At 49.2% G+C, this 23,139-nt stretch carries 16 protein-coding genes; 12 read left to right on the top strand and 4 right to left on the bottom strand.

Annotation, left to right across the window (positions count from 1 at the left end; genetic code table 11):
• Positions 1-208: 208 nt before the first annotated feature.
• Together TRESADRAFT_RS07595 and TRESADRAFT_RS07590 are read right to left on the bottom strand one after the other, a co-directional pair.
• Entirely contained in the window at positions 209-835 is a 627-nt protein-coding gene (locus TRESADRAFT_RS07595) for a flavin reductase (protein ID WP_002704444.1), read from the bottom strand.
• Between the two features lie 519 nt (positions 836-1,354).
• Entirely contained in the window at positions 1,355-1,705 is a 351-nt protein-coding gene (locus tag TRESADRAFT_RS07590) for a helix-turn-helix domain-containing protein (RefSeq protein WP_002704442.1), read from the bottom strand.
• Positions 1,706-1,841: 136 nt separating this feature from the next.
• Here TRESADRAFT_RS07590 and TRESADRAFT_RS07585 point away from each other — a divergent pair, with 136 nt between their 5' ends.
• The 10 genes from TRESADRAFT_RS07585 (at position 1,842) to TRESADRAFT_RS07535 (ending at position 14,791) form a co-directional block, all read left to right on the top strand.
• Positions 1,842-2,294 (top strand): hypothetical protein, encoded by a 453-nt coding sequence (locus tag TRESADRAFT_RS07585; protein WP_040842582.1) that lies wholly within the window; start codon positions 1,842-1,844, stop codon positions 2,292-2,294.
• Positions 2,295-2,355: 61 nt separating this feature from the next.
• On the top strand, positions 2,356-2,910 hold the full coding sequence (locus TRESADRAFT_RS07580; protein WP_002704438.1) for a leucine-rich repeat protein: 555 nt from the start codon (positions 2,356-2,358) through the stop codon (positions 2,908-2,910).
• Complete coding sequence (locus TRESADRAFT_RS07575) at positions 2,903-4,045, top strand: FRG domain-containing protein (protein ID WP_002704436.1); 1,143 nt, start codon at positions 2,903-2,905, stop codon at positions 4,043-4,045. The genes TRESADRAFT_RS07580 and TRESADRAFT_RS07575 overlap by 8 nt, the downstream gene beginning before the upstream one ends.
• Positions 4,046-4,147: 102 nt before the next feature.
• Complete coding sequence (locus TRESADRAFT_RS07570) at positions 4,148-5,491, top strand: radical SAM/SPASM domain-containing protein (protein ID WP_002704434.1); 1,344 nt, start codon at positions 4,148-4,150, stop codon at positions 5,489-5,491.
• Between the two features lie 362 nt (positions 5,492-5,853).
• A complete protein-coding gene (locus TRESADRAFT_RS07565) occupies positions 5,854-7,932 on the top strand; it encodes a DEAD/DEAH box helicase (RefSeq protein WP_217169689.1) in 2,079 nt (692 codons plus the stop codon).
• A 9-nt stretch (positions 7,933-7,941) separates the two neighbouring features.
• Complete coding sequence (locus tag TRESADRAFT_RS07560) at positions 7,942-8,526, top strand: SAM-dependent methyltransferase (RefSeq protein ID WP_002704431.1); 585 nt, start codon at positions 7,942-7,944, stop codon at positions 8,524-8,526.
• 661 nt (positions 8,527-9,187) lie between these two features.
• A complete protein-coding gene (locus TRESADRAFT_RS15135) occupies positions 9,188-11,395 on the top strand; it encodes a leucine-rich repeat protein (RefSeq protein ID WP_002704429.1) in 2,208 nt (735 codons plus the stop codon).
• Between the two features lie 94 nt (positions 11,396-11,489).
• Positions 11,490-12,611, top strand: a complete 1,122-nt coding sequence (locus tag TRESADRAFT_RS07545) for a leucine-rich repeat domain-containing protein (protein WP_002704428.1) — start codon at positions 11,490-11,492, stop codon at positions 12,609-12,611.
• Positions 12,612-12,772: 161 nt separating this feature from the next.
• Positions 12,773-13,477, top strand: a complete 705-nt coding sequence (locus tag TRESADRAFT_RS07540) for an alpha/beta hydrolase (RefSeq protein WP_217169687.1) — start codon at positions 12,773-12,775, stop codon at positions 13,475-13,477.
• A 141-nt stretch (positions 13,478-13,618) separates the two neighbouring features.
• Positions 13,619-14,791, top strand: coding sequence for an MFS transporter (locus TRESADRAFT_RS07535; RefSeq protein WP_002704426.1), 1,173 nt, complete (start codon positions 13,619-13,621; stop codon positions 14,789-14,791).
• Positions 14,792-15,076: 285 nt separating this feature from the next.
• Here TRESADRAFT_RS07535 and TRESADRAFT_RS07530 read toward each other — a convergent pair whose 3' ends face one another.
• Both TRESADRAFT_RS07530 and TRESADRAFT_RS16495 read right to left on the bottom strand, forming a co-directional pair.
• Positions 15,077-17,380: a carbohydrate binding domain-containing protein gene (locus TRESADRAFT_RS07530; protein ID WP_002704425.1), complete on the bottom strand. Its 2,304-nt coding sequence runs from the start codon at positions 17,378-17,380 to the stop codon at positions 15,077-15,079.
• A 106-nt stretch (positions 17,381-17,486) separates the two neighbouring features.
• Entirely contained in the window at positions 17,487-18,656 is a 1,170-nt protein-coding gene (locus TRESADRAFT_RS16495) for a hypothetical protein (protein WP_002704424.1), read from the bottom strand.
• Between the two features lie 212 nt (positions 18,657-18,868).
• Here TRESADRAFT_RS16495 and TRESADRAFT_RS07520 point away from each other — a divergent pair, with 212 nt between their 5' ends.
• Both TRESADRAFT_RS07520 and TRESADRAFT_RS07515 read left to right on the top strand, forming a co-directional pair.
• Positions 18,869-21,895 carry an adenylate/guanylate cyclase domain-containing protein gene (locus TRESADRAFT_RS07520; protein ID WP_159100045.1) on the top strand — a complete coding sequence of 1,009 codons (3,027 nt, stop codon included), beginning with the start codon at positions 18,869-18,871 and terminating at the stop codon, positions 21,893-21,895.
• A gap of 15 nt (positions 21,896-21,910) precedes the next feature.
• Positions 21,911-23,110 carry an urea ABC transporter substrate-binding protein gene (locus tag TRESADRAFT_RS07515; protein ID WP_002704420.1) on the top strand — a complete coding sequence of 400 codons (1,200 nt, stop codon included), beginning with the start codon at positions 21,911-21,913 and terminating at the stop codon, positions 23,108-23,110.
• The last annotated feature ends 29 nt before the right edge of the window (positions 23,111-23,139 follow it).

Here is a 23,139-nt window from a genome sequence, read left to right as displayed (position 1 = left end):
TCCTGAAAGCCGCGGGGAAAACTGTTTTCCCATGGAGGCGCCTTTTTCATGCGTTTTCATCCTTTCAAAAGAACGTTGCCGCTATTCTATTTCCAATGCGGGAAGAAATCTATACGGAACCCGCCGATTGTTTCGGGCAGGCTCCCATCAATCCATGAAACGCCGTTTTTTCCGGCAATTGCGGAACCGTTCGGAGCCGGAAAACGCGTCACCCGTAAATCGGCTCGAAATCCTCCGCCGTGTGGCTGCAAATCGGGCACTCGAAACCGGGCGGAAGCTCGGGCTTCTTGAATTCGTAGCCGCAGATTCTGCACCGCCAGCCGACTATCGTTTTTTCGCCTTCCGCCTTGCCTTCCCTTTTCGGCTTCACCTCCGCCTGGTAGCGCGCATACGTGAGCGGCGCGTTTTTTCCTGTCGTCACCGCGTCGCAGACTTCCGCGACGAAAAGGACATGGCTTTCGAGATTGATTTCGTTGAGGACGCGGCACTCGAGCACGGCGCACGTTTCGGAAAGAAGGAACGGGCATCCGTTCGCGCCGAGCGCATATTCCGCGCCGCTGAATTTGTCCGCGTCCCGCCCGCTCTGGTAGCCGAACCGGCTGATTGTCCCGAACGAGCATGAGTCGTCGAGGACGGAGAGCGCGAAAACGCCGCTTTCCTGAATCATCCGGCACGTGAGGTTCTGCTTTATGACGGAAACCGCGAGCCGTGTCGGATTGCTCGCCGTCTGGAAGCACGTGTTCGTAATGCATCCGTTTATTTTCGAGCCGTCGCCGCTCCTTGTCCCGAGGAGGAAAACCCCGGAAGATATGCTGTACAATGCTGTTTTTTCCATAAAAATCCCTTCGCCGTTCCCTGAAATCCGCCAAGGAACACGCCGATTATACGCGAAAAACGCGCGCCCGGATGTAAAATCTTCTTTACAAATAGGAACGGTTTCAGGAACGGGAGCTCTTGCAAAATCCGGAAATTAGACCTGTTCGATAGATTCGTTATCGCAAATTCGGACATATCTACTTTAACAAGCTCGGAATGCCAGCTAATTGATATTCGTTGCGCTGCTTTTCGAAAGATTTAAGCTATGACCGCCGCAATGGTACCTGTTTATGAATATTCCTGCACGTCTTGTGGAAGAATTCTGTAAGGCGTGTAGAAGGATGCTGTAAGGCGTGTGGAAGAATTCTGTAAGGCTTGTAGAAGAATTCTGTAAGGCTTGCGGAAACTTTTGGAAAGGCAAGTATGTGCATTCTGTTGGTCTTTGTTCATATAAGTGGTGAGCGCCGTGCATTGGCGGGCGCGGTTTCTGCGGACTTCACGCTGCTGCCGCAAAGTCAAAATCACTTACCGAAGGACTCTATCTACCTTGCCTGACCGCGCTCCTGCACAAATCGGCGGTGTTGTGGATTATCTCGCGGATTGGCTTGAACTGCTCATGCGGGATTGAGAGGATTTCTTTTATTGTCTGCTGAAGTTCTGAGAGTTCTGCGTAAACATTAGAATGCTCAGCAACCCCTGTCACCAAATATTCAACTGTCACATTCAGAGATTTCGCGATTTTCACGGCGTTTTCCGCCGTTGGAATCCGCGCCCTTGCATCAACATACGATTCAAGCGTCCTCTTCGGTACGCCTGATTTTTCCGCTAATTCTTTGAGCGTAATTCCTTGATATGAAATTTCTTCCCGCAAAGTCTCTCTAAATGTCATGACTTAATAATGCCATAAAGAGGGTGATATTCTCGTTGACCGCACGAGTTATGTAAGATATAATCAATAGTAAACACGCTACTTATGGTATACAGAACGGCTAATTATGCGTTTTACAACTTTTTACGGACGAACTATGACACGACAAAGAGAAGTTTTATCGAAAATCAAAGCAGCACTAAAAGAGACGGACTATTCAACCAGAGATTTCTTTGAGGTCGATAATGAAGACGAGTTTATTTACGTTTGCACAAAAGATGGGTTGATTGGCATTGACTGTTGCCACTACGAATTTGTCTTTCACCCCGATGATATGTCACATTTGTCACTTGAAGTCCATTTTTGGGAAACAAAAGATAACTATTACTTTGAAGAGATAAAGGATTTGTTGCCACCTTTGTTGGAATTTGCCAGTTGGTATGATGACGAAGGACTTAGACGAATCCGCTACACAGCAAAAAATGCATATCTAAGTATCGATGACAAGGACATAGTCAAGAAAGCTTTGAATCTGCTTCGGAATCTTGACAACTATATTGGAGAGCCTTTGAAAAAGGTAGTTCTAAAGCATCCTGAACTACGTGATTGATAAGCTGAGGTCAAAGCAAATTTTACGGAGAAAATAAAATTCATTGAAGGAGAAATTTTTTATGACCCTATTCATACAGAATGGAAACAAACTTAGCCACTTCATTTCCACATTAGATAAAAATGAGAGCGTCCATTTAAACGGTATTACAACAGTTTGCGAAAACGCCTTTACGTCATCCAATGATTTAAAAAGCATTTTTTTTGATGAAAATCTTAAATGCATAAATAAATCGGCATTCGAGGACAGTGAATCTCTCAAATTTTTTTGCTGTGGAAAAACTCCAGAATCAAAAGCTCCAGAAAATGAGATATACAATCTTAAAGAGGTTACGGTTTCTTTAAATTCTGATTCTTTTACGATTCAAACATTGGCATTCTCTGGCTGTAAAAATCTTCAAACCGTAATTTTGCCGTCTTGCAAAACACTCACAATAGAAAAAGACGCTTTTTCAGGATGCGAATCGCTGCGTACCTTCGTCTGTGAATGTGATAAAATTTCATTTACAGAAAATCCGTTCGAGGAGTGCCCTGAAAATCTTACTTTTATCGTGAAACAGAATTCTAAGCTTGAACGATTCGCTCGTGAAAATGGCTACAGGTTTATAAATGCGTAAGGAAACGGATTTTGAAAAAGCTCTTCGATTGAAGGGCTACGGCTCATTCAAAAAGAAATACTCAGAATCAGACAAAAAAAGAATAGAAGCGGTCAAAAAAGTTGGCGACCTGCGAGTAAAGCCAAAAGTCATTACATCCTTAAAAGACTATATCGAGTTTATAGAAACTCTTGAAACAAGCTACGAGAATCCTGTTTTTTACCGCGGACAAGGAAACGCAAACTACCTGATAAATTCAAGTGCGCTCAGAATCAATCCTGTAAACGAGCTGAAAATGATTGATTCGTTTAGAAGACGTTTTTCGACGAACATAGATTCTTGCGTCAACAATATGGACAGACTCATATTGATGCAGCACTTCGGACTTCCGACCCGTGCATTGGACATTACGGAAAATCCTTTGGCGGCGTTGTATTTTGCATGCTCTCCAATGAAAAAGTTCAACAAGAATCCTCAATTAGAGTTAGACGCTTGGGGAGAAATAGCAGTCTTTAGAGAGACGAAAGAATTGAAGTCGATTTCCAGCACAACGGTGAGCATTATAGCAAGCACTGCTTTTATGGAAAACGATTTTAGTCTTTGGCAACTCGGAATGGAATACAAAAAAGACAACAATTACGACCGAGATGAAAGCTATATTCCATTGAAAGACATTCTTCGTCGTTCCGTAATTGTCCGTGTTCCGCAGAATAATCCGCGAATCAAAAATCAGCAGGGAGCGATTATTCTTATAAATGCGAGCGAGATAAAGTCAATTAACAAGAATGAAGAAAAAGCCGAAGAACTTACGGACTTTATACTTTCGAATGAAGATGAAATACGCTTTATTGATCTAATCAACTCAAAAAAATGGAGCAAATTATTTTCAGAAGACCAAGCCGCATGGGAGCTTGAATTTACAAAAATCAAGCCCTACTCAGACGAAAACAAAAATAAAATTTTCGACACAGACCCTTTTGATTTGCATAGGCTTTTTTACAAAGACGAAAATGAAAACCAATTGGTCGCACTCATTCCACCAAAAGCAAAACCAAACATTACAAAAGAACTCGCACGGTTCAACATTACAGAAGATTTCATCTATCCAGACATGGACAACGTTGCGAATGAAATCAAGGAACAGATAAACAAGTGATTTAGGAAGCAGTTTTATACAGATTCGACAAAAAACTTTATCTGCATCAGCAATATTCCATTAAGAAGCTAGAAGAAACTTAGAAAACCAAGGAAAACCAAAATGCAAAAATCAAAAGAACTCCCACTAGATAAAAAATACAACTTGAAAGAATACGTCATTGTTTCTTATGAAAACTTGCATATCGCAATATTTCCAGAGATTGCAAGTTGGATTTTGCTGAAAAACACCGTTCAAGAAAAAATTTTCAAGTCCATTGCCGACACAAAACTTTGCGTTCAAGAATTGATGGACAAATACAAAGAGAATCAAAGCGATTTGGTTTATATTCTCACGCAGATTGAAGCAAAACAGATTGAAACGCTGAATCCGAAGTCGATTTTTGAGAACAAGAAACTTCATCTTCATCTGACAAACAAATGCAATTTGCGATGTCCGCATTGCTACATGGAATCGGGGAGCGCCGAGAAAGACGAGCTTACGACGAAAGAGATTTTCAAGCTTATAGAAGATTTCAAAAATGTTGCAGGCGGAACAAGTGTTGGAATCACAGGCGGAGAACCAACTGTTCGTGATGATTTTTTTGAGATAGTTGAATTCATAAATTCGCTTGGAATGGAAGTCAACGTCTACACAAACGGAACGAATTGGACTGAAGAAAATGTCGAACGTTTTTCAAAATGCAAGATAAAGCATGTTCAGGTGAGCATCGACGGTTTTGACGAAGAATCGAACGCAACCATTCGAGGAAAAGGTTCTTTTGCAAAATCACTTCAAGCAATCGACTGGTTCGTCAAAAACGGTATATATGTGAAAGTCGCAACTACAGCGCCTTTTGAAATTTTGAAAGACCATAAACAAGACTACATCGATTTTGCGAAAACGCTCATCGCGAAACACGGCAAAGACAACATACAGGTCAATTTTTCCCATGCTTTTATGCCAGGTCGGAATTTGACTAATGAGCAAATTGAATCTTTCAAGGACGAATATTTCAATCTCGTTGAGGATGTTGTAGCAGAAATCGTTGATGGCTTTGAGAAAGAAGGCTTCGTTCTGAATGTGAAAGGTGATTTGGTTGATTCATGCGGATATGGCAGCCTCAATGTACGAGCAAACGGCGACTTCTATTTTTGCGACAGGATTCCAGACATGAAAGAAAGGCACGGAAATATCCGGGACATGAATTTCTCCGAGATTTTCAGGCTGATGAAGATTGCGGAAGGTGTCGGCAACATAAAAAATTTCAAGCCTTGCGGAGATTGTGAACTTCGATTCATCTGTGGTGGCGGCTGCCGCATTGCAGAATTCAAGGGATTCTCGGAAGTAATCGATGTTGAGAATGTTGACTTTTCAAAAATCGAGCCGAAAGAGTGCGATGAGAAGGCTATGAAAGCCCGCTACTATAAATTGATGGTTGATACGAACGAAAGGTTTTACAAATAAATATGAGTTTATTGTTTGTAAATTTGAAACTCATTTTTTCTCAAAAAAACGGATTTCTTGCGTTGGAAATTCTTTCAGCAGAATCATTGGCATTGAATTCAAAAAAGTCACTCAAAAACTATTCCATGCAAGAAATTGACGTTAACAACCCGATTCCTGTAGAAAACTGCGACAGCAAAGAAATATGCAACTTTTTGAAAGAAAATTGTTATCAGATTACTTTCAATGGATTCATGATTTCCGTTGCGAAATTTGAGGAATTCTTCTCAAAATACAAAAAATGCAACTTCTTTTTTGCAAAAACAAAGGCTGGTCTTGTGTATTTTCATGAACTGACACAGGAAAGAGGCAGCAGAAAAGCTATGGCGCAGTCCATTGTAGGAAACACAACTTTCACTTGGACGGGCGACGCGGTTCTCCACATAGAAAACAATGGAAAGAAATCAAAAACAGTAAAAATCGAAAAGCCGATTCCGCATTTGTCGTATTCAAAGACGGAACACATTTATACGCTTTCCTTCAAATATTCTTCTCTTTCTGTAAATTATGCGGACAAAGCCGTTTCTTTTTCCGCCGATGACGAAATTTTCGTGCGAGATTATGTCTACGAAACGGAAATCTTCGATTTTTTGGCGAAAGAGCGTTTCACAAAACTCGCTCAATGCAGAATGATTTATTCGGGACGGAAAAATCCGATTGAATTGAAATCAACTTTGCTTTCAAAAGGAATTCTTCTCGACACAGACGAAAACATCATCGTTCCAAAAATCACTGTCTCAAAATCAAAAGGCGGCGGAAAATGGTTTGAAGTAGACCTTTCTTATGAACTGAACGGCGAAATAGTTGACCTCGCTTCTCAGATAAATCTATTCGCCACGAACAACGAAATAACGGTTGGCGACCAAACGATTATCATTCCTGAGTCAATCATCCAAGCGCGCGAATATTTGCAATCGGAAAACGGAACTCTCAAAATCGACAAAAGCCATATTTTTGAACTTCTCCGCATAATTTCTGATTCGGGTTCAGATGTTTCCGATTATTTTTCTTACGCGGACACAAACTTGAAAATATCCGATTCCGTAAAGAAAATGGCGTTTCCGTATCAACTTGACGGAATCAAATGGCTAAAGTTCCTTTTTCTCAACAAATTTGGCGGTTGTCTTGCCGACGACATGGGTCTTGGAAAAACATTCCAGGTAATCTCTTTTTTGGGCGATTCGGAAGTGAAAAAAGAGATGGACAAAGTTTTGATTGTAGTTCCAAAGTCGCTTTTGACGAATTGGACGAAGGAATTTGAGAAATTCAAGTCGCCATACAAAGTCGGAATTTATCACGGCGCGGACAGAAAAAATTTCGATTTTGAAAAATTCGATGTTGTTCTGACGACTTATTCGACAGCTTATCTGGATTTGCAAAAACTCAACGAATTTGTTTTTTCGCTGGCAATCTTCGACGAGATTCAGATTGTAAAAAATCACAAGAGCATAACATCTGACGCTATGAAGCAAATCAAAGCAAAGCAGAAAATCGGTTTGTCGGGAACTCCGATGGAAAACGGAATATCCGAGCTTTGGAATGTCATGGATATTCTGAATCCAAATGTTTTTATGGACCATGCTTCGTTCATGCGGCGATACGGAAACAAAAACTACGCGGAACTCAAAACGATTCTGAATCTTTTTATTCTGCGGAGAATGAAAAAAGATGTTCTTTCTCAACTGCCAGAAAAAAACGAGCAGATAGTCTACTGCGACATGGACACCGACCAGCGAAGTCTGTACACGAGCATAAACATTGCCGTCAAAAAACTTGTTGTGGAGATGAAAATCTTTGACGCTTCGCTGATTTTAAAGTCGCTCACGCTTCTTCGGGAGTGCTGCGACCATACATTGCTTCTCAATGAAGAAACAAACATAAAGCGGATTGACGAATCGTGCAAACTTGACGCGCTCAAAATTCTTGTCGGAAACCTTGTCGGTTCGGGACACAAGATTCTCATTTTCAGCAGCTACACTTCGATGCTCAAAATCATAATGGACGAACTGAAAAAAGACGAGGCGACAAAAGACATTCTTTTTTATCTCGACGGGCAAACCAAAGACAGACAGAATCTGGTGAACGAATTTGAGGCGGCGGAAAAAGGAATTTTCCTCATAAGCATAAAAGCGGGCGGCGTGGGCTTGAACCTTGTTTCCGCGCAAGACGTGATAATTTTTGACCCGTGGTGGAATCCGTTTGTGGAGCAGCAGGCGATTGACCGAGCGTACAGAATCGGGCAGAAAAACGATGTTACGGTTTACAAAATGGTCGCCGCGAACACAATCGAAGAAAAGATAATCGAAATGCAGAAGAACAAGCAGCAGGATTTTAACGAATTGATAAACGGCGTTTCCACGGACAAGAATTTCGATTTGAAAGACATTCTGAAACTTTTGTAGGAGAAAAGAATGAATTTTTTGGATTCAATGATGTACATTCGATTCTACAAAAAAAATCTCAAACTGCGTCTTTTGAAGAAATTTTTCGACTTGGATTTTGAAGGAAGATTCAAAGAGAAAAATCCGCTTTTCAACGGATATGAAGGCTGTTATCCAGTCGGCGGAATTTTGCGGAAACTGAAAATCTCGGAAAACGATTCGATTTTGGACATCGGCTGCGGAAAAGGTCTTTTTTTGTATTACGCAAGAAAGTTCAAATTCAAGACAATCGATGGAGTTGAATATTCAAAGGAACTTTTTGAAACTGCAAAGACGAACGCAAAAAAAATCGGAGACTCGCGCATTCATCTTTTCAACTGCGACGCGCGGGATTTTGAGAATTATGCCGACTACAATTTTTTCTTTCTTTGCAATCCTTTTTCAAAGGAAGTAATGGAAGTTGTCATTTCAAAAATCCTTGAAAGTTATGAATCGAACAATCGGAAGATAACGGTCTACTATCAGTTTCCGTTTCTGAAAGATTTGTTCGTAGAAAATGGGTTCAAACCAAAACTCTGCACTTTTCTGCACGGAGTCTTCGTGCTCGAAACGTGAGAGTGCGGTTTTAGAATAGTCGGGTTTTGATTTTCAAAAAGTCAAAACATGGCAAATGCAAAATCATAGATATGGAGGAAACATTATGGTTTTAACATGGAATGTCGCGGAAAACGAACTGCAAAACATTAAGTGCTTTGGCTGCTTTAACTGCTGTTGCGTTATGGCGAACATGGGCGGCGGTGGTCCTGGCTCTGCAAGTGAAAATGACAATGGCTAATTATTGGAGGATTTTATTGTGAAAACTTTGACATTGACGTGGAATGTGGAACTCATACCAGAAAAGGTATATACAGCGGCGTCAGGAGGATGCTACTACACTTTTAAAAATTGCAACGAATGCGAAAAAACTGTTCATAAAAATTCTTAAATTTTTGTGGCAATTCAAATGCGGATTTTGCGTGCAAAATATTAAAAAAAACAAAACTGCTCCCAAAGTCCGCATTTTTTATGCTTAATAAAAATTCTAAAAAGAAAAGCGAAATCGCAAAGAGCATCTTCGACGGCATGCAAGCGCGGAAGCTCTCCGCCGAGGATTTGATGGAACTGATTGGATGAGTCTTATTTTCAATTTTTCCAAAAATCCGTTCCAGTCTGTCACGTAATGACATACTGAGATGCCTATACTGCATCCACAAAACACAACAAAAGGAGAACATCTATGAAAAAAAGCGCATTGATTTTTCTGTTGACGGCGATTTTCGCGGTTATGGGGTGCCAGAACGACACAACGGAAACGACTACTGTGCCGGAAATAGTCTACCACACGTTGAGCTTCGAATCAAACAGCGAAACCACAATAGAATCGCAGACCGTCGAAAGCGGGAAGACCGCCACGGAACCGAGCAAGCCGACAAAGACCGGCTACACGTTCTCGGCGTGGTACGACGGAGAAAACGCGTTCGACTTTTCCACGCCGATTACGAAGGACACAACTCTTACGGCGAAGTGGACTGCGAACACATACACCGTCACGCTCAGCAACAACGGCGAGGAAAGCCAAGTGAGCGTCACGTTCGGAGAGAACATCGGCGACCTTGAGAGCGTTCCTTCAATGGCGAACAGCAGTTTCGGCGGCTTCTACACGGAAGAGTACGCGAAGGGAGAGAAATTCATCGGCGCGGACGGCAAAGGCTGCAAGGCGTACGAAATCGCATCCGACACGACCTTGTACGCCGCGTGGGGCTACATAATCAGCTACGAGAATCTGAGGGAAAGAGAGAACCCGAACTCGGAAATCTACACGGGAGAGGAGGACATCGCTCTCTTGGATTTGGAGAACATTACGGGCTTCGCGTTCGCAGGCTGGTACGATGCGGAAACGGACGGTAACAAAGTGGAGACGATTGCGAAGGGAGAAAGCGGAGCGAAGACGCTGTACGCGAGGTGGGAGACAACCATTTTTTCTACCGTGAGTTTCGACACGAAAGGCGCAGGAGAAGTCGTCTCCCAGACAGTCGGCTACACAAAAAAAGCCGTGAAGCCGGAAAATCCTGAGAACTACCCCTACGACCTCATGGGCTGGTACACTTCTTCCGACGGAGGCGAAACTCTCTCTGAAAATCCGTTCGACTTTGAAAGCGAAATAACGGAAGACGTAAAACTGTACGCAAAGTGGGAAATCCACGCCACAGCAGCCGATGTCACAGACAAAATAAGCGCGATGCAAAAAAGCGACACCGTTTTCGTCTCAGGTGAAATAACAAACGACAGAATCAAAGAGATTGGAACTGCCATTAAAGCAAAGTCCTTTGGAATCGCCCTTGACTTGTCCGACACGACAGGACTGACAAGCATCGAAAACTATGCGTTCGAGGGGTGCTCAAGCCTCACGAGTATCGTAATACCGGACGGTGTGACTTCTATCGGATACAGTGCGTTCAAGGGGTGCTCAAGACTCACAAGCATTGAAATACCGGACGGCGTAACTTTTATCGGAGACTATGCGTTCGAGGGGTGCTCAAGCCTCACGAGTATCGTAATACCGGACAGCGTGACTTCTATCGGAAATAGATACGGTTGCTCGTTTTCTGGATGTTCAAGTCTTACGAGCATTGAAATACCGGACGGTGTTACTTCAATCAGAGACGGTACGTTTTCTGGATGTTCAAGTCTCACGAGCATCGAAATACCGGACAGCGTGACTTCTATCGAAGAGTTTGCGTTCAAGGGGTGCTCAAGCCTTACGAGCATCGAAATACCGGACAGCGTGACTTCTATCAAAAGTTCTGCGTTTTCTGGTTGCTCAAGCCTCACGAACATTGTAATACCGAATTGCGCTACTCCTATCAAAGAATATTTTCCTAGTTACGAGAACATTACGAGCATCAAAATAGCGAGCAACGTGACTTCTATCAAAAGTTCTGCGTTTTCCGATTGCTCAAGCATCACGAACTTCGAAATTCCGAGCGGCGTGACTTCTATCGGAGCCGAATCGTTTAAGTATTGTAAAAATCTCAGAAGCATCTCTATGCCTGAAAAACTAAAAACGATTGGAGATTTTGCATTCAATGGATGCAATAAACTTGAAAATATTACAATACCGGATGGCGTGATAGTAATTGGAAAGGGAGCGTTTGCTGGTTGCGTAAGTTTCACCAGCATCACTATCCCGAAAAGTGTAAGCTCGAATACAAATACTTTTAACCTATTTGCAACTTGCAAGAATCTCAAAAGCGTAACCATTCTCACCACACGTATAAAATTTTATGACGGTATGTTCAAGCTCTGCAGCAATCTTGAGAGCATAACTTTTGCAGGAACGGTAGCAGAGTGGAATGCTCGTATTGCAGATGGCGCAAACTTGACCTATGGAAGCGTCCCCGCAACCGAAGTCGTCTGCTCTGACGGTACCGTGCCATTGATGTGAGATTCCGAATCAAGTTCGGAATGACGTAAAATCAAGTTCCGACTTACAGGGAAAAAGCAAATGTGCAAAAATACAAGCAAAAAGGAGGACACCGATGCCGGACGCGACATCCGATTTCATCATAACAAAACAGAAAGACCGCATAGAAAAGAAGGACATGCAGACGCTCAGGCGGTACAAGGGGCACGACTCGACAGTCGTAATTCCAGACGGGGTCGAGAAAATCGACAGCTACGTCTTCGCCGACGACATAGAGCCGGACAGCACGATTGAGAAAATCGTCGTCCCCTCTTCCGTCAGGAGAATCTCCCCGCTGGCGTTCCACTACTGCAATGCGCTCAAGGAAATCCAGTTCCCGATGGAGATGAGCGATTTCGAGGTGCACTTCGAGCAATGCCCTTCCCTCCAGGAACTCTGGATTCCAGAACACGCCGAGCGGATTGGGAACCTCAGGTCGCTCGACAGCCTGAAGGAAATCCACGTGGGGAAGAACATCAAGCGGATAAACTTCACGAGCTTCGGGGAGGAGACGCCTGAAATGTTCGCGAAGAGGAAGAGGAAGCTCACGGAGACGCTGCTCAAGAGCGACGCGTACGAAATCGTCGACGGCTTCATGATGAACAAAATCCACAGGAGCGTGCTCTACCGCTCAGACTGCACGCAAGCGTCGATGCGGATTCCCGACGGAGCCAGGACGATTTCCGGCGGCGTTTTCTACGAGCTAGTCTGGCCCGAAAACTACGAGAGAATCAGGAAAGTCGTGATTCCGTCGAGCGTGAAGGAAATCCGAAACCTCGCCTTCCACTGCTGCGAGTCGCTGCAGGAAGTCCGCTACGAGGGCAATTCGGCCGAGCTCAAATGCGGGGAGATGGCGTTCTTCGCCTGCTCCGTCTTCCACAGGGACGGCAGGGAAATCATCTGCAAGGACACGCCTGAAACGGAAACGAACAATTCGCGCATGACGAATTTCAAAATCGAGCGGCTCGTGATAATCCACAAACAGATAAAAGCGGGCGGCTATCCCAACACGAACGACCTTCTGGATGCCTGCAAACGGAGGCTTGATTCCTCAAGACTGTCCCTGGCAACAATCAGCCGCGATTTGGCATTCATGCGGGACAGGCTCTCCGCTCCCATCGAATACGATTTTTTCCGGAAGGGCTATTACTACACAGAGTCGGATTTCAAGCTCGACTTGGAGAAACTGTATTCCTGAAAAATGACTGCCGTGGGACAGTCAAAAAAAAACATGCTGTCGTTTTTCTGCATGAAACTCTGACAAAAAACGCAAGCCCGCGTCCGGCTTTGCACGAATGCGATGCCGGACGCTTTACGCTTCCTCCGCTTGCGGCTAGTATTTCAGGCGCAAGCGGAGGAATGGACGGAATCATGGCGGAATCTTTTGAAATCGGCGGAAAGAAAATCGGTTTGTTCGGGACGGACAATGAGGGAAGCCCGCTCGTCATCCTGAACACCTATTCGGGCGAGGGCGAGCGCGTTTTCAGGGAGTGCGCGCTTCTCGGCGCAAAGCCGTTCACGCTCGCCGCAATCTCGAATCTCGGCTGGAACGCTGATATGACACCGTGGGAAAATCCGCCGATTTACAGAAACGGCGAGCCGTTTTCCGGAAAGGCAGACGAATACCTCGCCCTGCTTTCTTCAAAAATCATTCCCGCAATCATGGAAAGACTCCGCGCAACGCCTTCTTACACCGCAATCGCCGGCTATTCTCTCGGGGGGCTTTTCGCGCTTTACGCTTCATACAAGAGCGGCCTCTTTTCAAGAATCGCAACCGCTTCTGCGTCGTTGTGGTTCCCGCGCTTTTTGGATTTCGCGCAAAGCCAATCGTTCCGCAGAAAACCCGACGCGGTGTACCTTTCGCTCGGAGATGCGGAATCGAAGGCGAGGAACAAAACGCTCGCCACAGTGCAGGAAAACGCCGAGCGCCTTTTTGGGATTCTGAAAGGAAACGGAATCGCCGTTCAGTTCGAGCTCAACGCCGGAAATCATTTTGCCGACTGCGAGAATCGGATGGCAAAAGCAATCGGATGGATTTTGGAACACGAAAGGAAAATGGGCTGAGATTCCGCCGTCATGCCGAACGGCTTTCGCAAGGAAAGCGCGGTTGAGCATCTGGCCAACGCAAATTCAGAATGCGATTTTTACTAAACCTGTTCGGAAACCTCGGTTTCAGAACAGCTCTGCTACACAAAGGAGAATTATATGGCTTCACTGCTTCTTGCCGTCATCTACCTCATATTTGTCAGCCTCGGCCTTCCGGACTCGCTTTTGGGTGCGGGGTGGCCGACCATGCACAAAGCGTTCGGCGTACCCTCGTCGTATGCCGGCTACGTCTCGATGACGATTGCGTTCATGACGATTATCTCGGCATTGCTCAGCCCGAAGCTCATTCAGAAAGTGCACACGAAATGGATTGTGGCTGTTTCCATCTCGCTCACCGTGCTCGGACTGCTCGGATTCTCGTTCTCAAGCGCGTATTTCATGCTTTTCCTGTTCGCTGTCCCGTATGGTTTCGGAGCGGGCGCAATCGACGCGGCGGTGAACCACTACGTCGCGAGCAATTATTCAGGTTCGGTGATGAATTTCCTGCACTGCTTTTACGGGGTCGGAGCCGTAATCAGCCCGAACATCATGGCGGCAGCCCTCAAGCACGCGCAATGGAACGAGGGCTACAGATGGACATCATACATGCAGGCGCTGATTCTCCTTGTCGTAATCGTCTCGTTCTCGCTGTGGTCGAAAAACGAGAAAAGCCAAAAAGAAGACGATTCGGGTTCGAAAGGAATCAGGCAGACGTTAAAAGCCCCGGGCGTACTCTCGACGCTCATCTCTTTCTTCGGCTACTGCGCGGGCGAGGCGACATGCTTTTTGTGGACCTCAAGCTACTTTGCGGGCACGAAGGAAGGTCTTTCGAAGGAGATTGTCGCGTCGTTCGCCTCGCTCATCTTCGGCGGTCTCATGCTTGGTCGAATAGTATCGGGACTTGTGTCGAACAAGCTCGGCGACAAGAAGCTCATCAGATTCGGAATCCTTGTCGAATTCGTCGGGATTCTCCTCGTGCTCGCCTCGCCCGACAACTACGTCCTTGCCGCGGTCGGATTCGTGACAATCGGGTGCGGAATGGGGCCCGTCTATCCTGGAATCCAGCACATGGCGCCGGCAAAGTTCGGGAAGAAATACAGCGCGTCGGCAATCGGACTGCAGATGGCATCGGCGTATGTCGGGACGACTTTCATGCCGATGGTTTTCGGGCAGCTGCAACAGATTGTCGGAATCTGGATAATGCCGTGGTACATCCTCTTTTTCATGCTCATCAATTTCGGCTTCCTTGAGCTGTCGCACAAGCAGTGCCAAAAGCGGCCGGCAGGCGTCTGACTTTCGTTTTCCCGCTCGGGGAGCGAATGGCGACGAAAAAGGGCGCGCAGAAAATCGCTTACGTATGGAAGAAAACGGTCGGCGCAGCGTTTTCCATGCCGGCGGCTTCCGCAAGAAAGCTTGTTCCGGCATCTCAGGCTGCAAGACGGAGATGAAGCACATGTCCCGAACGGCACCCGGAGAAAAACACGCACCCGCCAAAATCCGGACAGGACAAAGAAAAATCCCCCCGCGGCGAAAGACACTGCGGGGGGATAATTGCAAAGGTGCGCTGTCACGCGGAAATCATTCCGCAACTTCCTCCACGGAAATCGCGCTTATCGAAACCGTGTGGTTCGACGAGATTTTCTTTCCCGCGACCGCTCCCATCGAAATCGTGAAGATGACGTTCTCGTCGGTCGCGCGCGGCATGGTGAATTTCCAGCTGTAATCCTTGCGCCCCGGCCCGACCTTGAACACCTGCGTGCCCGAATACGGGAACCAGTCGTCGTCCTTCGCGCCGTCGCGCTGCATCGCGAGCATTATCGAGCGCTCGATGTCGCACTCGGCGGAAAGCTTCATCGTGTACGTTTTTTCTTTCTCAAGAAGGCGTCCCGTCTGCTTGAGCTGAATCATCCAGTCCATCGGCCCCGTCTCTGAAATCGAGACGGCGGCGCTCGGGATTCCGTCCTTCTTCACCACGTCGAACGACGCCGACGAGCTTTCGTTCGCGTACAGCTCCCAGCCGCTCTTTCCGGACTCGAACGAGCCGTTGTGCAGGACGCAGTTCTCCTTGATGACTACGTTGTCGACGAAAACCGTTCCTTTGTCAGTTCCGAGAAGAAGCTCGAAATCCGCATCCGCAGTTTCCTCGGGCGTGTATGTCCACTCGAAGTGGGCAAGCTGCGCCTCGCCGCTCTTCTTGTCCTTCTTCACGCCCTTGAGCGCTGCCGTGCGCTCGAACGAGCCGCATTTCACGGCGATTTCCGCCTTCTTTGCCGTCGATGCGTCAAGCGCCGCGTCGAATTTCACGACGTAGTTCTTCCCGCGCACGAGGGGGATGCCTTTCTGGACGAGCTTAACGCCGTCAGCGGCCGTTTTTGCCGGGGAGGCGACGGAAAGCATCCTCGCGCGTCCGCCCGTCACGGAGATTTTCGCGCCCGCATTGTTGACGGAAGCCCATCCGCCGAGCCTTCCCTTCCCTTCCTGGAACTGGCCGTTCTCGATGTAGTTTCCGTCGGGGAGGCTCTGCCGTCCTGTCAGCGGCGCCGCGTCCTTGATTTTCTCAAGACGAACGTTCGAGATGTGGACGGCAGCCTTCGAGCCCTGCGCGCCGCAGTTGTACTCGAGGCGGCACTCCGAATCGTCCTCGGCGTCCATCGTGAAGTCGAAGCTGAAGTGGCGGTTCTGCGGCGTAAGCTCGACCTTCACGTCTCCGAACCGTCTCGCGTAGCTGCTGTTCGGCGCGGAAATGCCCGTGATTATCGTCCTTGTCTCGTCAGCGCTCGCGTCGAACGAATAGCGGTAGGTGCATCCCTTGTTGAGGGCGACATGCGGCTGGACATACTGAATCGAATACTCAAGGCTTCCCGCCTCGTCGGTGATGATGTCGTGCGATTTCCCGTCGCCCTTGACGGAGCCTTTTCCGCCGCCCGCCGTGAGGAATTCCCAGCTTCCGGCATTCTGCTTGAGCATATTTCCCGTCGAATCGACGACAGCGACGACAGGGGCGCGCTCGGGGCGCTCGACGTTCTCGTCGTACGATTTTTTCTGGTAGACTTTCACGTAATCGACGTACATCTTCGCGTCGTCCTTAGCGGGGTCGAAATCTGTCGTCTCGTCGGGATAGCCGACCCACGAGCCGCCGACAGCGACGTTGAGGATAACGTAGAAGGGCTGGTCGAACGGCGCCGGATATGTCTGCTCGCCGAATCCCGGTCTTTTGGTGAACCAGTCGTTCGCCGTCTTGTAGTTCACTCCGTCGCAGTACCAGCGTATCTCGCCCGGCTCCCATTCGACGGCGAACGTGTGGAATTCGTCGGAGAAATTTCCCTCGTTCAAAGTATGCGTTCCCTGAACCATTCCGTGAGGCTCGCCGAAGTGTATCGTCCCGTAAAGCTTGGAGATGTCGTCGCCGAGAACCTCCATGATGTCAATCTCGCCGCATTTCGGCCACTGCCCGTAGTAGCTTTCGTCGTCCGGCATCATCCAGAACGCGGGGAGGAATCCCTTCCCCTTCGGCACGCGGAGGCGCGACTCGAATCTTCCGTACTTGAACGCGTGCTTTCCCTGCGTGTTGATGCGTCCCGACGTGTACGCGCTCTTTCCGTCCTTGCCGTCCTTCTTGATTGCCTGGATTACGAGGCAGCCGTCCTTGAGGTACGTGTTCTCCTTTGAGTCGTCGTAGCTCTGGAGCTCCGCGTTGACCCAGCCCGGCTCGTGGAACTCGAAATTCCAGTCCTTCTTGTTGATTTTCTTTCCATTGAAATCCTCAACCCACACGACGTCTTTTTCCGTGTAGGCGGAGGGCTTTCCCTGCGCTCCGGCAAGCGCGCCCGATGCCACAAGCGACAGCGCGAAGACCGTTCCTGCAATTCCTCTTGCTTTCATTCTTTCCTTAATCCTCTCAACATACCCCGAAACGCCGCAGGCGTCAGACCCACGGCGTGGAGGTTGATTTTCTTGGTTGCTGCCCGTTTTTACGGGTTTTCCATCGCTAGTTCTGCCCGAAAACGATTGGCTTGTATTCGTTCTCGCAAAGCTCCTTGTACCAGCCGGCAGCCTCAGCAACATCAACGAGCGCCACCTGAATGTCGGAAGCCTTGATTTTTGAAGACCCCGCTCCTGTTATATCGCCCTTCACGAACGTGACTTTTATGACATCGCCCGCAGCGACTGTCGCGCCGATGGAAATCTTCGCCTTGTATTCTTTCCTGTCGCTCGTATCGGTGAGCTGCCCGGTCTTTCCGGAGAATGACGAGCCGTATTCGTCGAGCGCGAATTCAATTTTGTCGATTGTCTTGAGAGCAGTCCCGTTCTTCGTGACCGTGATTTCCGCGTTCTCGACTGTGACAAGCTCCTCCGCGCCGGCGGCGCTCCTGTCGTATTTGATGAGGAGGACGGTGTTATCATTATTTGTCGAAGCCTCCGTCACATTGAAAACCATCTCGTTCGCCGCCGGGGCTTCCTCTGATTTCGGTTCCTCTGATTTCGGTTCCTCGCTTTTCGGTTCCTCGTTTTTCGGTTCCTCGTTTTTCGGTTCCTCGTTTTTCGGTTCCTCGTTCGCGGGCTTTTCAGAGACGAGCGGCTTGTATTCTTCGGTATTAGCGCAAAGTTCCTTGTAGTAGTCGGCAGACGGGTCGATATCAACGAGCGCGACGAGAATATCCGAGAACTTCACTTTTTCGGCTCCGGCTCCCGTAATCTTTCCCTTCTCAATCTTCACGGTGATTTTGTCCCCGCTTGCAACTGTCGCGCCGATGGAAATCTTCGCCTTGTATTCCTTCATGTCGCTGCTGTCTGTTATCTTTCCGTTTTTCCCCGAGAATGACGAGCCGTATTCGTCGAGCGCGAATTCAATCTTGCCGATTGTCTTGAGCGCAGTCCCGTTCTTCGTGACCGTGATTTCCGCGTTCTCGATTTTGACAAGCTCGTCCGCGCCGGCGGCGCTCCTGTCGTATTTTATGAGAAGAACTGTTTTTTCCGCATTTGTGGATGCCGCATTCACGTTGAATGTAATCTCGTTTCCGTCAACGGAATCCTCGACATTGCTCTTAGGGTTTTCTGCAACGGGCTCTTCGTCGCTGCCGTCGCTGCACGACGAAAAGGCAAAAGCGAATCCTGCCGCCACAAGCGCAAGCGCTATTTTTCTGGTGATTTTTTTCATGACTTCCTCCTTGTTTTTCACTAATGGCTGAATTATTTATCACTCAATAGCCGAAAAATATCAATTTTTTGAACAAAATGACGCATCCATCGAAAAAGTTCAAAAAAGCTAAAATTTGGATTTTACAGACAAAAATATATGAAAAAACGCGTTCCGGAAGGACTCTTAAAATTTATTTGAAAAAAAGCCGTTTTAGCCGGATAATGGGAGACATGAAAAAAGTGCTTGCTACACTCATCGCGATATTCAGCTCAATCATAGTCTGCGCCGCAACGCCCGCGCAGGATTCCTTTTTCGACAACTACGTCTCGCAGACGTGGGGGGCGTTCGGCGGGCTTACGGGAACGACGGCGACGGACATCATTCAGACGAAAGACGGTTTCATAAACATAGGAACATACGAGGGGCTTGTCAGGTTCGACGGCGTCGAATTCAACACGTTCAAGAAGACGAAGGACAACGGGCTTTCGTTCGTGTCGGTGCGGAACGTCATCCAGGATTCAAAAGGCGACATCTGGATAGGCTCGAACGACGAGGGGCTTCAGCAGCTGTCCCGAAACGGAAACAGGACGTTCACGACGAAAAACGGGCTTCCGAACAACTCCGTGCGCGCGCTCGTCGAGGACAAGTCGGGCAACATCTGGGTGGGGACTGCAGCAGGCGTCGTGTACGTTACGCCGGACGGGCACATGATGACGCCGCAGTTCGAGTCGGGGGCGACGGCGCAGGGAATAATCGCGCGCGCGCTTTACTGCGACACGGCGGGGCGAATCTGGCTTTTGACCGCGAACGAGAGAGGGCTTTTTCTTTTCAGCGACGGGCTTTTCCGGATGCGGCCCGAGCTTGAGCCGTTCGGTAGCTACTTCGTCACCGCGATAACGCAGGACCTGAAGGGGAAATTCTACCTCGCGCTTGCGGAGAACGGAATCGTCACGATGAACAACGGCGTCGTCGAGCGGATAAAATCGGGGACGATAATCGACCGCGTCCCGACGATGACGATGTGCGCGACGGCGCAGGGAACAATCTGGTTCGGCACGGAAAAAGGCGTCGTCGTTCAGGACGGCGGCGAATACTTCGAGTACAAGGACGACATCCTCGGCTCCGCCACAATCAACAAAATCATCAGCGACCGCGAGGGGAACATCTGGCTCGCGACGGACAGGAACGGAATCGGAAAGCTCACCCACGGGAAATTCAAGATGCACAGGCTCGGCGTGACGGTGAATTCGCTCTCGGAGGACAAATCGGGGGCAATCTGGGCGGGGACGGACAGCGGCATGATGTTCTACGACGGCGAATCGTTCAAGGAGAACGAGCTTGTCGCGGCGACGAAGGGAATCAGGATTCGCGACATCCACCGCACGCGAAACGACGACCTCCTAATCTGCTGCTATACGAAGCCCGCGCTGATACGGTACGGGAAGGACGGAATGCGCTCGTGGACGACGGACGACGGTCTTGTCGGGAACAAGGTCAGGGTCGCGATAGAGGCGGCGAACGGCGACGTGTACGCCGGGACGACGACAGGACTGAGCATCATACGGAAGGACGGCTCGATACGGAATTTCAGGAAGGCGGACGGCCTCGAGAACGAGTACATCATGGCGCTCCTCCAGGACTCGAACGGCGTCATATGGATAGGAACGGACGGAAACGGAATCTACCTTATGAAGGACGAGCGGATTCTCGGCCACATCGACTCGGAGGACGGGCTTGCCGGAAACGTCATTTTCAAGATGACGCAGGACGCGGACGGCTCGTACTGGATATGCACGGGAATCGGCGTGTCGCGGATTATGAATTTCAACCCGGAACAGTCAGGAAAGCCCGTTTTCGGGAACATCTGCTCGGAGAACGGGCTCGGGACGGACTCGGTCTTCCAGATTCTCCCGGAGTCGGCAAACCTCTGGTACACGAGCAACCACGGAATCGCATCCGCGCCCATGGAGGATTTCCTCGACGTCGCGGCGGGAAAGAAAGAGAAGGTCTCGGCAAAATACTACAACCGGAACGACGGGCTCGACTCGGACGGCCCGACATCGACGGCGAGAAGCATAGTCGACAGGCACGGCAGGCTCTGGTTCACGATGGTCGACGGAATCGCCGTCTACGACCCGGTGCGGGTGACGAAAAACCCGGTCATGCCGCTCGTGCAGATTGAGAGCGTGACTGTGGACAATACGACGTACACGAACCTCGAGGACTCGATAATCCTCAAGCCGGGGACGAAACGAATCGAGATAAAATTCACCGGCCTGAGCTTCGACGCGCCGGAGAGAATACAGTTCACGCACAAGCTCACGCACTTCGAGGACGAGTTCAGCGCGCCGAGCCCGATGCGCACGCTCTCGTACACGAACCTCAGCCCGGGCAAGCACAATTTCCTCGTGAACGCGATAAACGGCGACGGGTTCGTCTCCGAGCAGGCGAAGGCGGTGCTTTTCGTGCAGAAACCGCATTTCTACCAGATGCCGATTTTCTGGATTGTCATATTCGTCACGACAATCGGAAGCGGCGCCGCAGTAGTTTACACGAAGCAGCGGCGCATGAAACTTGAGAACATACGGCTCGAGAAGATGGTCAGGCAGCGCACGAGCGAGCTGCAGCTTGAGAAGGAGAAGTCCGACATGCTGATAAGGGCAATCCTCCCCGACAAGATTGCCGACGAGCTGAAGGACGGAATACGCTCGATAGGCGAGAATTTCAAGGACGTCACGATTCTCTTCTCCGACATCGTCGGATTCACGAAGACTTCAAGCGGATGGAGCGCGGACGACATCGTGGACGCGCTCAACGACATATTCAGCCGTTTCGACGAGCGCGCGCGGAAATGCGGAATCGAAAAGATAAAGACAATCGGCGACGCCTACATGGCGGCGAGCGGAATCCCCACGCCGCGCAAGGACCACGCGCTCATAATGGCGCAATTCGCGAAGGGGATGCTCGAGGACATCGAGGAGTACAACAAGACGGCGCGCATAAAATTCAGCATCCGTATAGGGATGAACTGCGGCCCCGCGACGGCAGGCGTCATCGGAAAGACGAAATTCATCTACGACGTGTGGGGCGACACGGTCAACGTCGCAAGCCGCATGGAGACGGCCGCGAACACGAATTCGATACGCGTCTCCCCGTCCGTATACGCGCATCTCGAAGGAAGCGGAATCAGGTTCAGCCCGCCAATAGAGTGCGACATAAAGGGAAAGGGGCTGATGACTACATACGAGATTGTCTGAGCTGATGGAGGAACAATGAACAAGAAGAGGATAGCCGGGGCATGTGCCGCCGCAATCGCCGCTATGGCATTTATCGGATGCGCGAAAACGAAATCCGGCGGAAGCGTCAAGGTCGGCATACTCCATTCCATTACCGGCACCATGGCGATGAGCGAGCGCGCCGTCAGGGATGCGGAGATGCTCGCAATAAAGGAAATAAACGAAGCCGGCGGCGTACTCGGGAAGAAGATAAAAGTCGTCGAGGAGGACGGGCAGAGCTCGCCGTCCGTGTTCGCGGAGAAGGCGCGGAAGCTGCTGCAGAAGGACGAAGTGGCGGCGGTGTTCGGCTGCTGGACGTCGGCGGCGCGGAAGGCGGTGAAGCCGGTATTCGAGGAGCTGTACGGGCTTTTGTGGTATCCTGTGCAGTACGAGGGGCTTGAGGCAAGCCCGAACATAATGTACATGGGCGCGACCCCGAACCAGCAGGTCATTCCCGCAATCGACTACTGCGCCAAAAGGTTCGGGAAGCGGATGGCCCTTATCGGAAGCGACTACGTTTTCCCGAAGGCGGTGAACAAGATAATAAAGGCGCAGCTTGACAGCCTCGGCGGCTCATGCGTCATGGAGAAATACGTCCCGCTCGGGCAGACCGATTTTTCGGGAATCGTCGAGGAAATACGGAGCCTCTCGCCGGACGTGATAATAAACACGATGAACGGCGACTCGAACATCCATTTTTTCAGGCGCATCTCCGGCGGAAACACCACCCCGCTGACAATCCCGACGATGAACTTTTCCGTCGCGGAGAGTGAAATCGCGGCAATCGGCACGGAAAACACGAGGGGCGCGTTCGTCTCATGGGGCTACTTCGATGGCGAGGACGACGGAAAATCGTTCGCGGAGAAATACAGGAAGGCGTACGGCGAGGAGCGCGTCACGAGCGACCCGATAGCGTCGGGGTACATAGCCGTGCATTTGTGGGCGAAGGCGTGCGAGAAAGCGGGGACGTTCGACGTCGAGGCGGTGAGGATTGCGGCGAAGGGGCTTTCCGCGGAGACGCCGTGCGGGAACGTGACGATAGACGGCTCGAACCAGCACCTCTACCGGAACTCAAAGATAGGCGTCGTGAACGGAGACGGGCACATGGAGGAAGTGTGGTCTTCAAAATCGCCGATAAAGCCAGACCCATACCTGAGCACGTACGGATGGGCGCGCGGGATGTATTGCGGAATATAAAACTTGACGCTCCGGACGATATTCAATAC

Origin of the sequence: Treponema saccharophilum DSM 2985 (assembly GCF_000255555.1) — a bacterium.
Classification (GTDB): domain Bacteria; phylum Spirochaetota; class Spirochaetia; order Treponematales; family Treponemataceae; genus Treponema_D; species Treponema_D saccharophilum.
The sequence above is the reverse complement of the archived record's forward strand: the minus strand, read 5'-3'. Positions and strand labels throughout refer to the sequence as shown.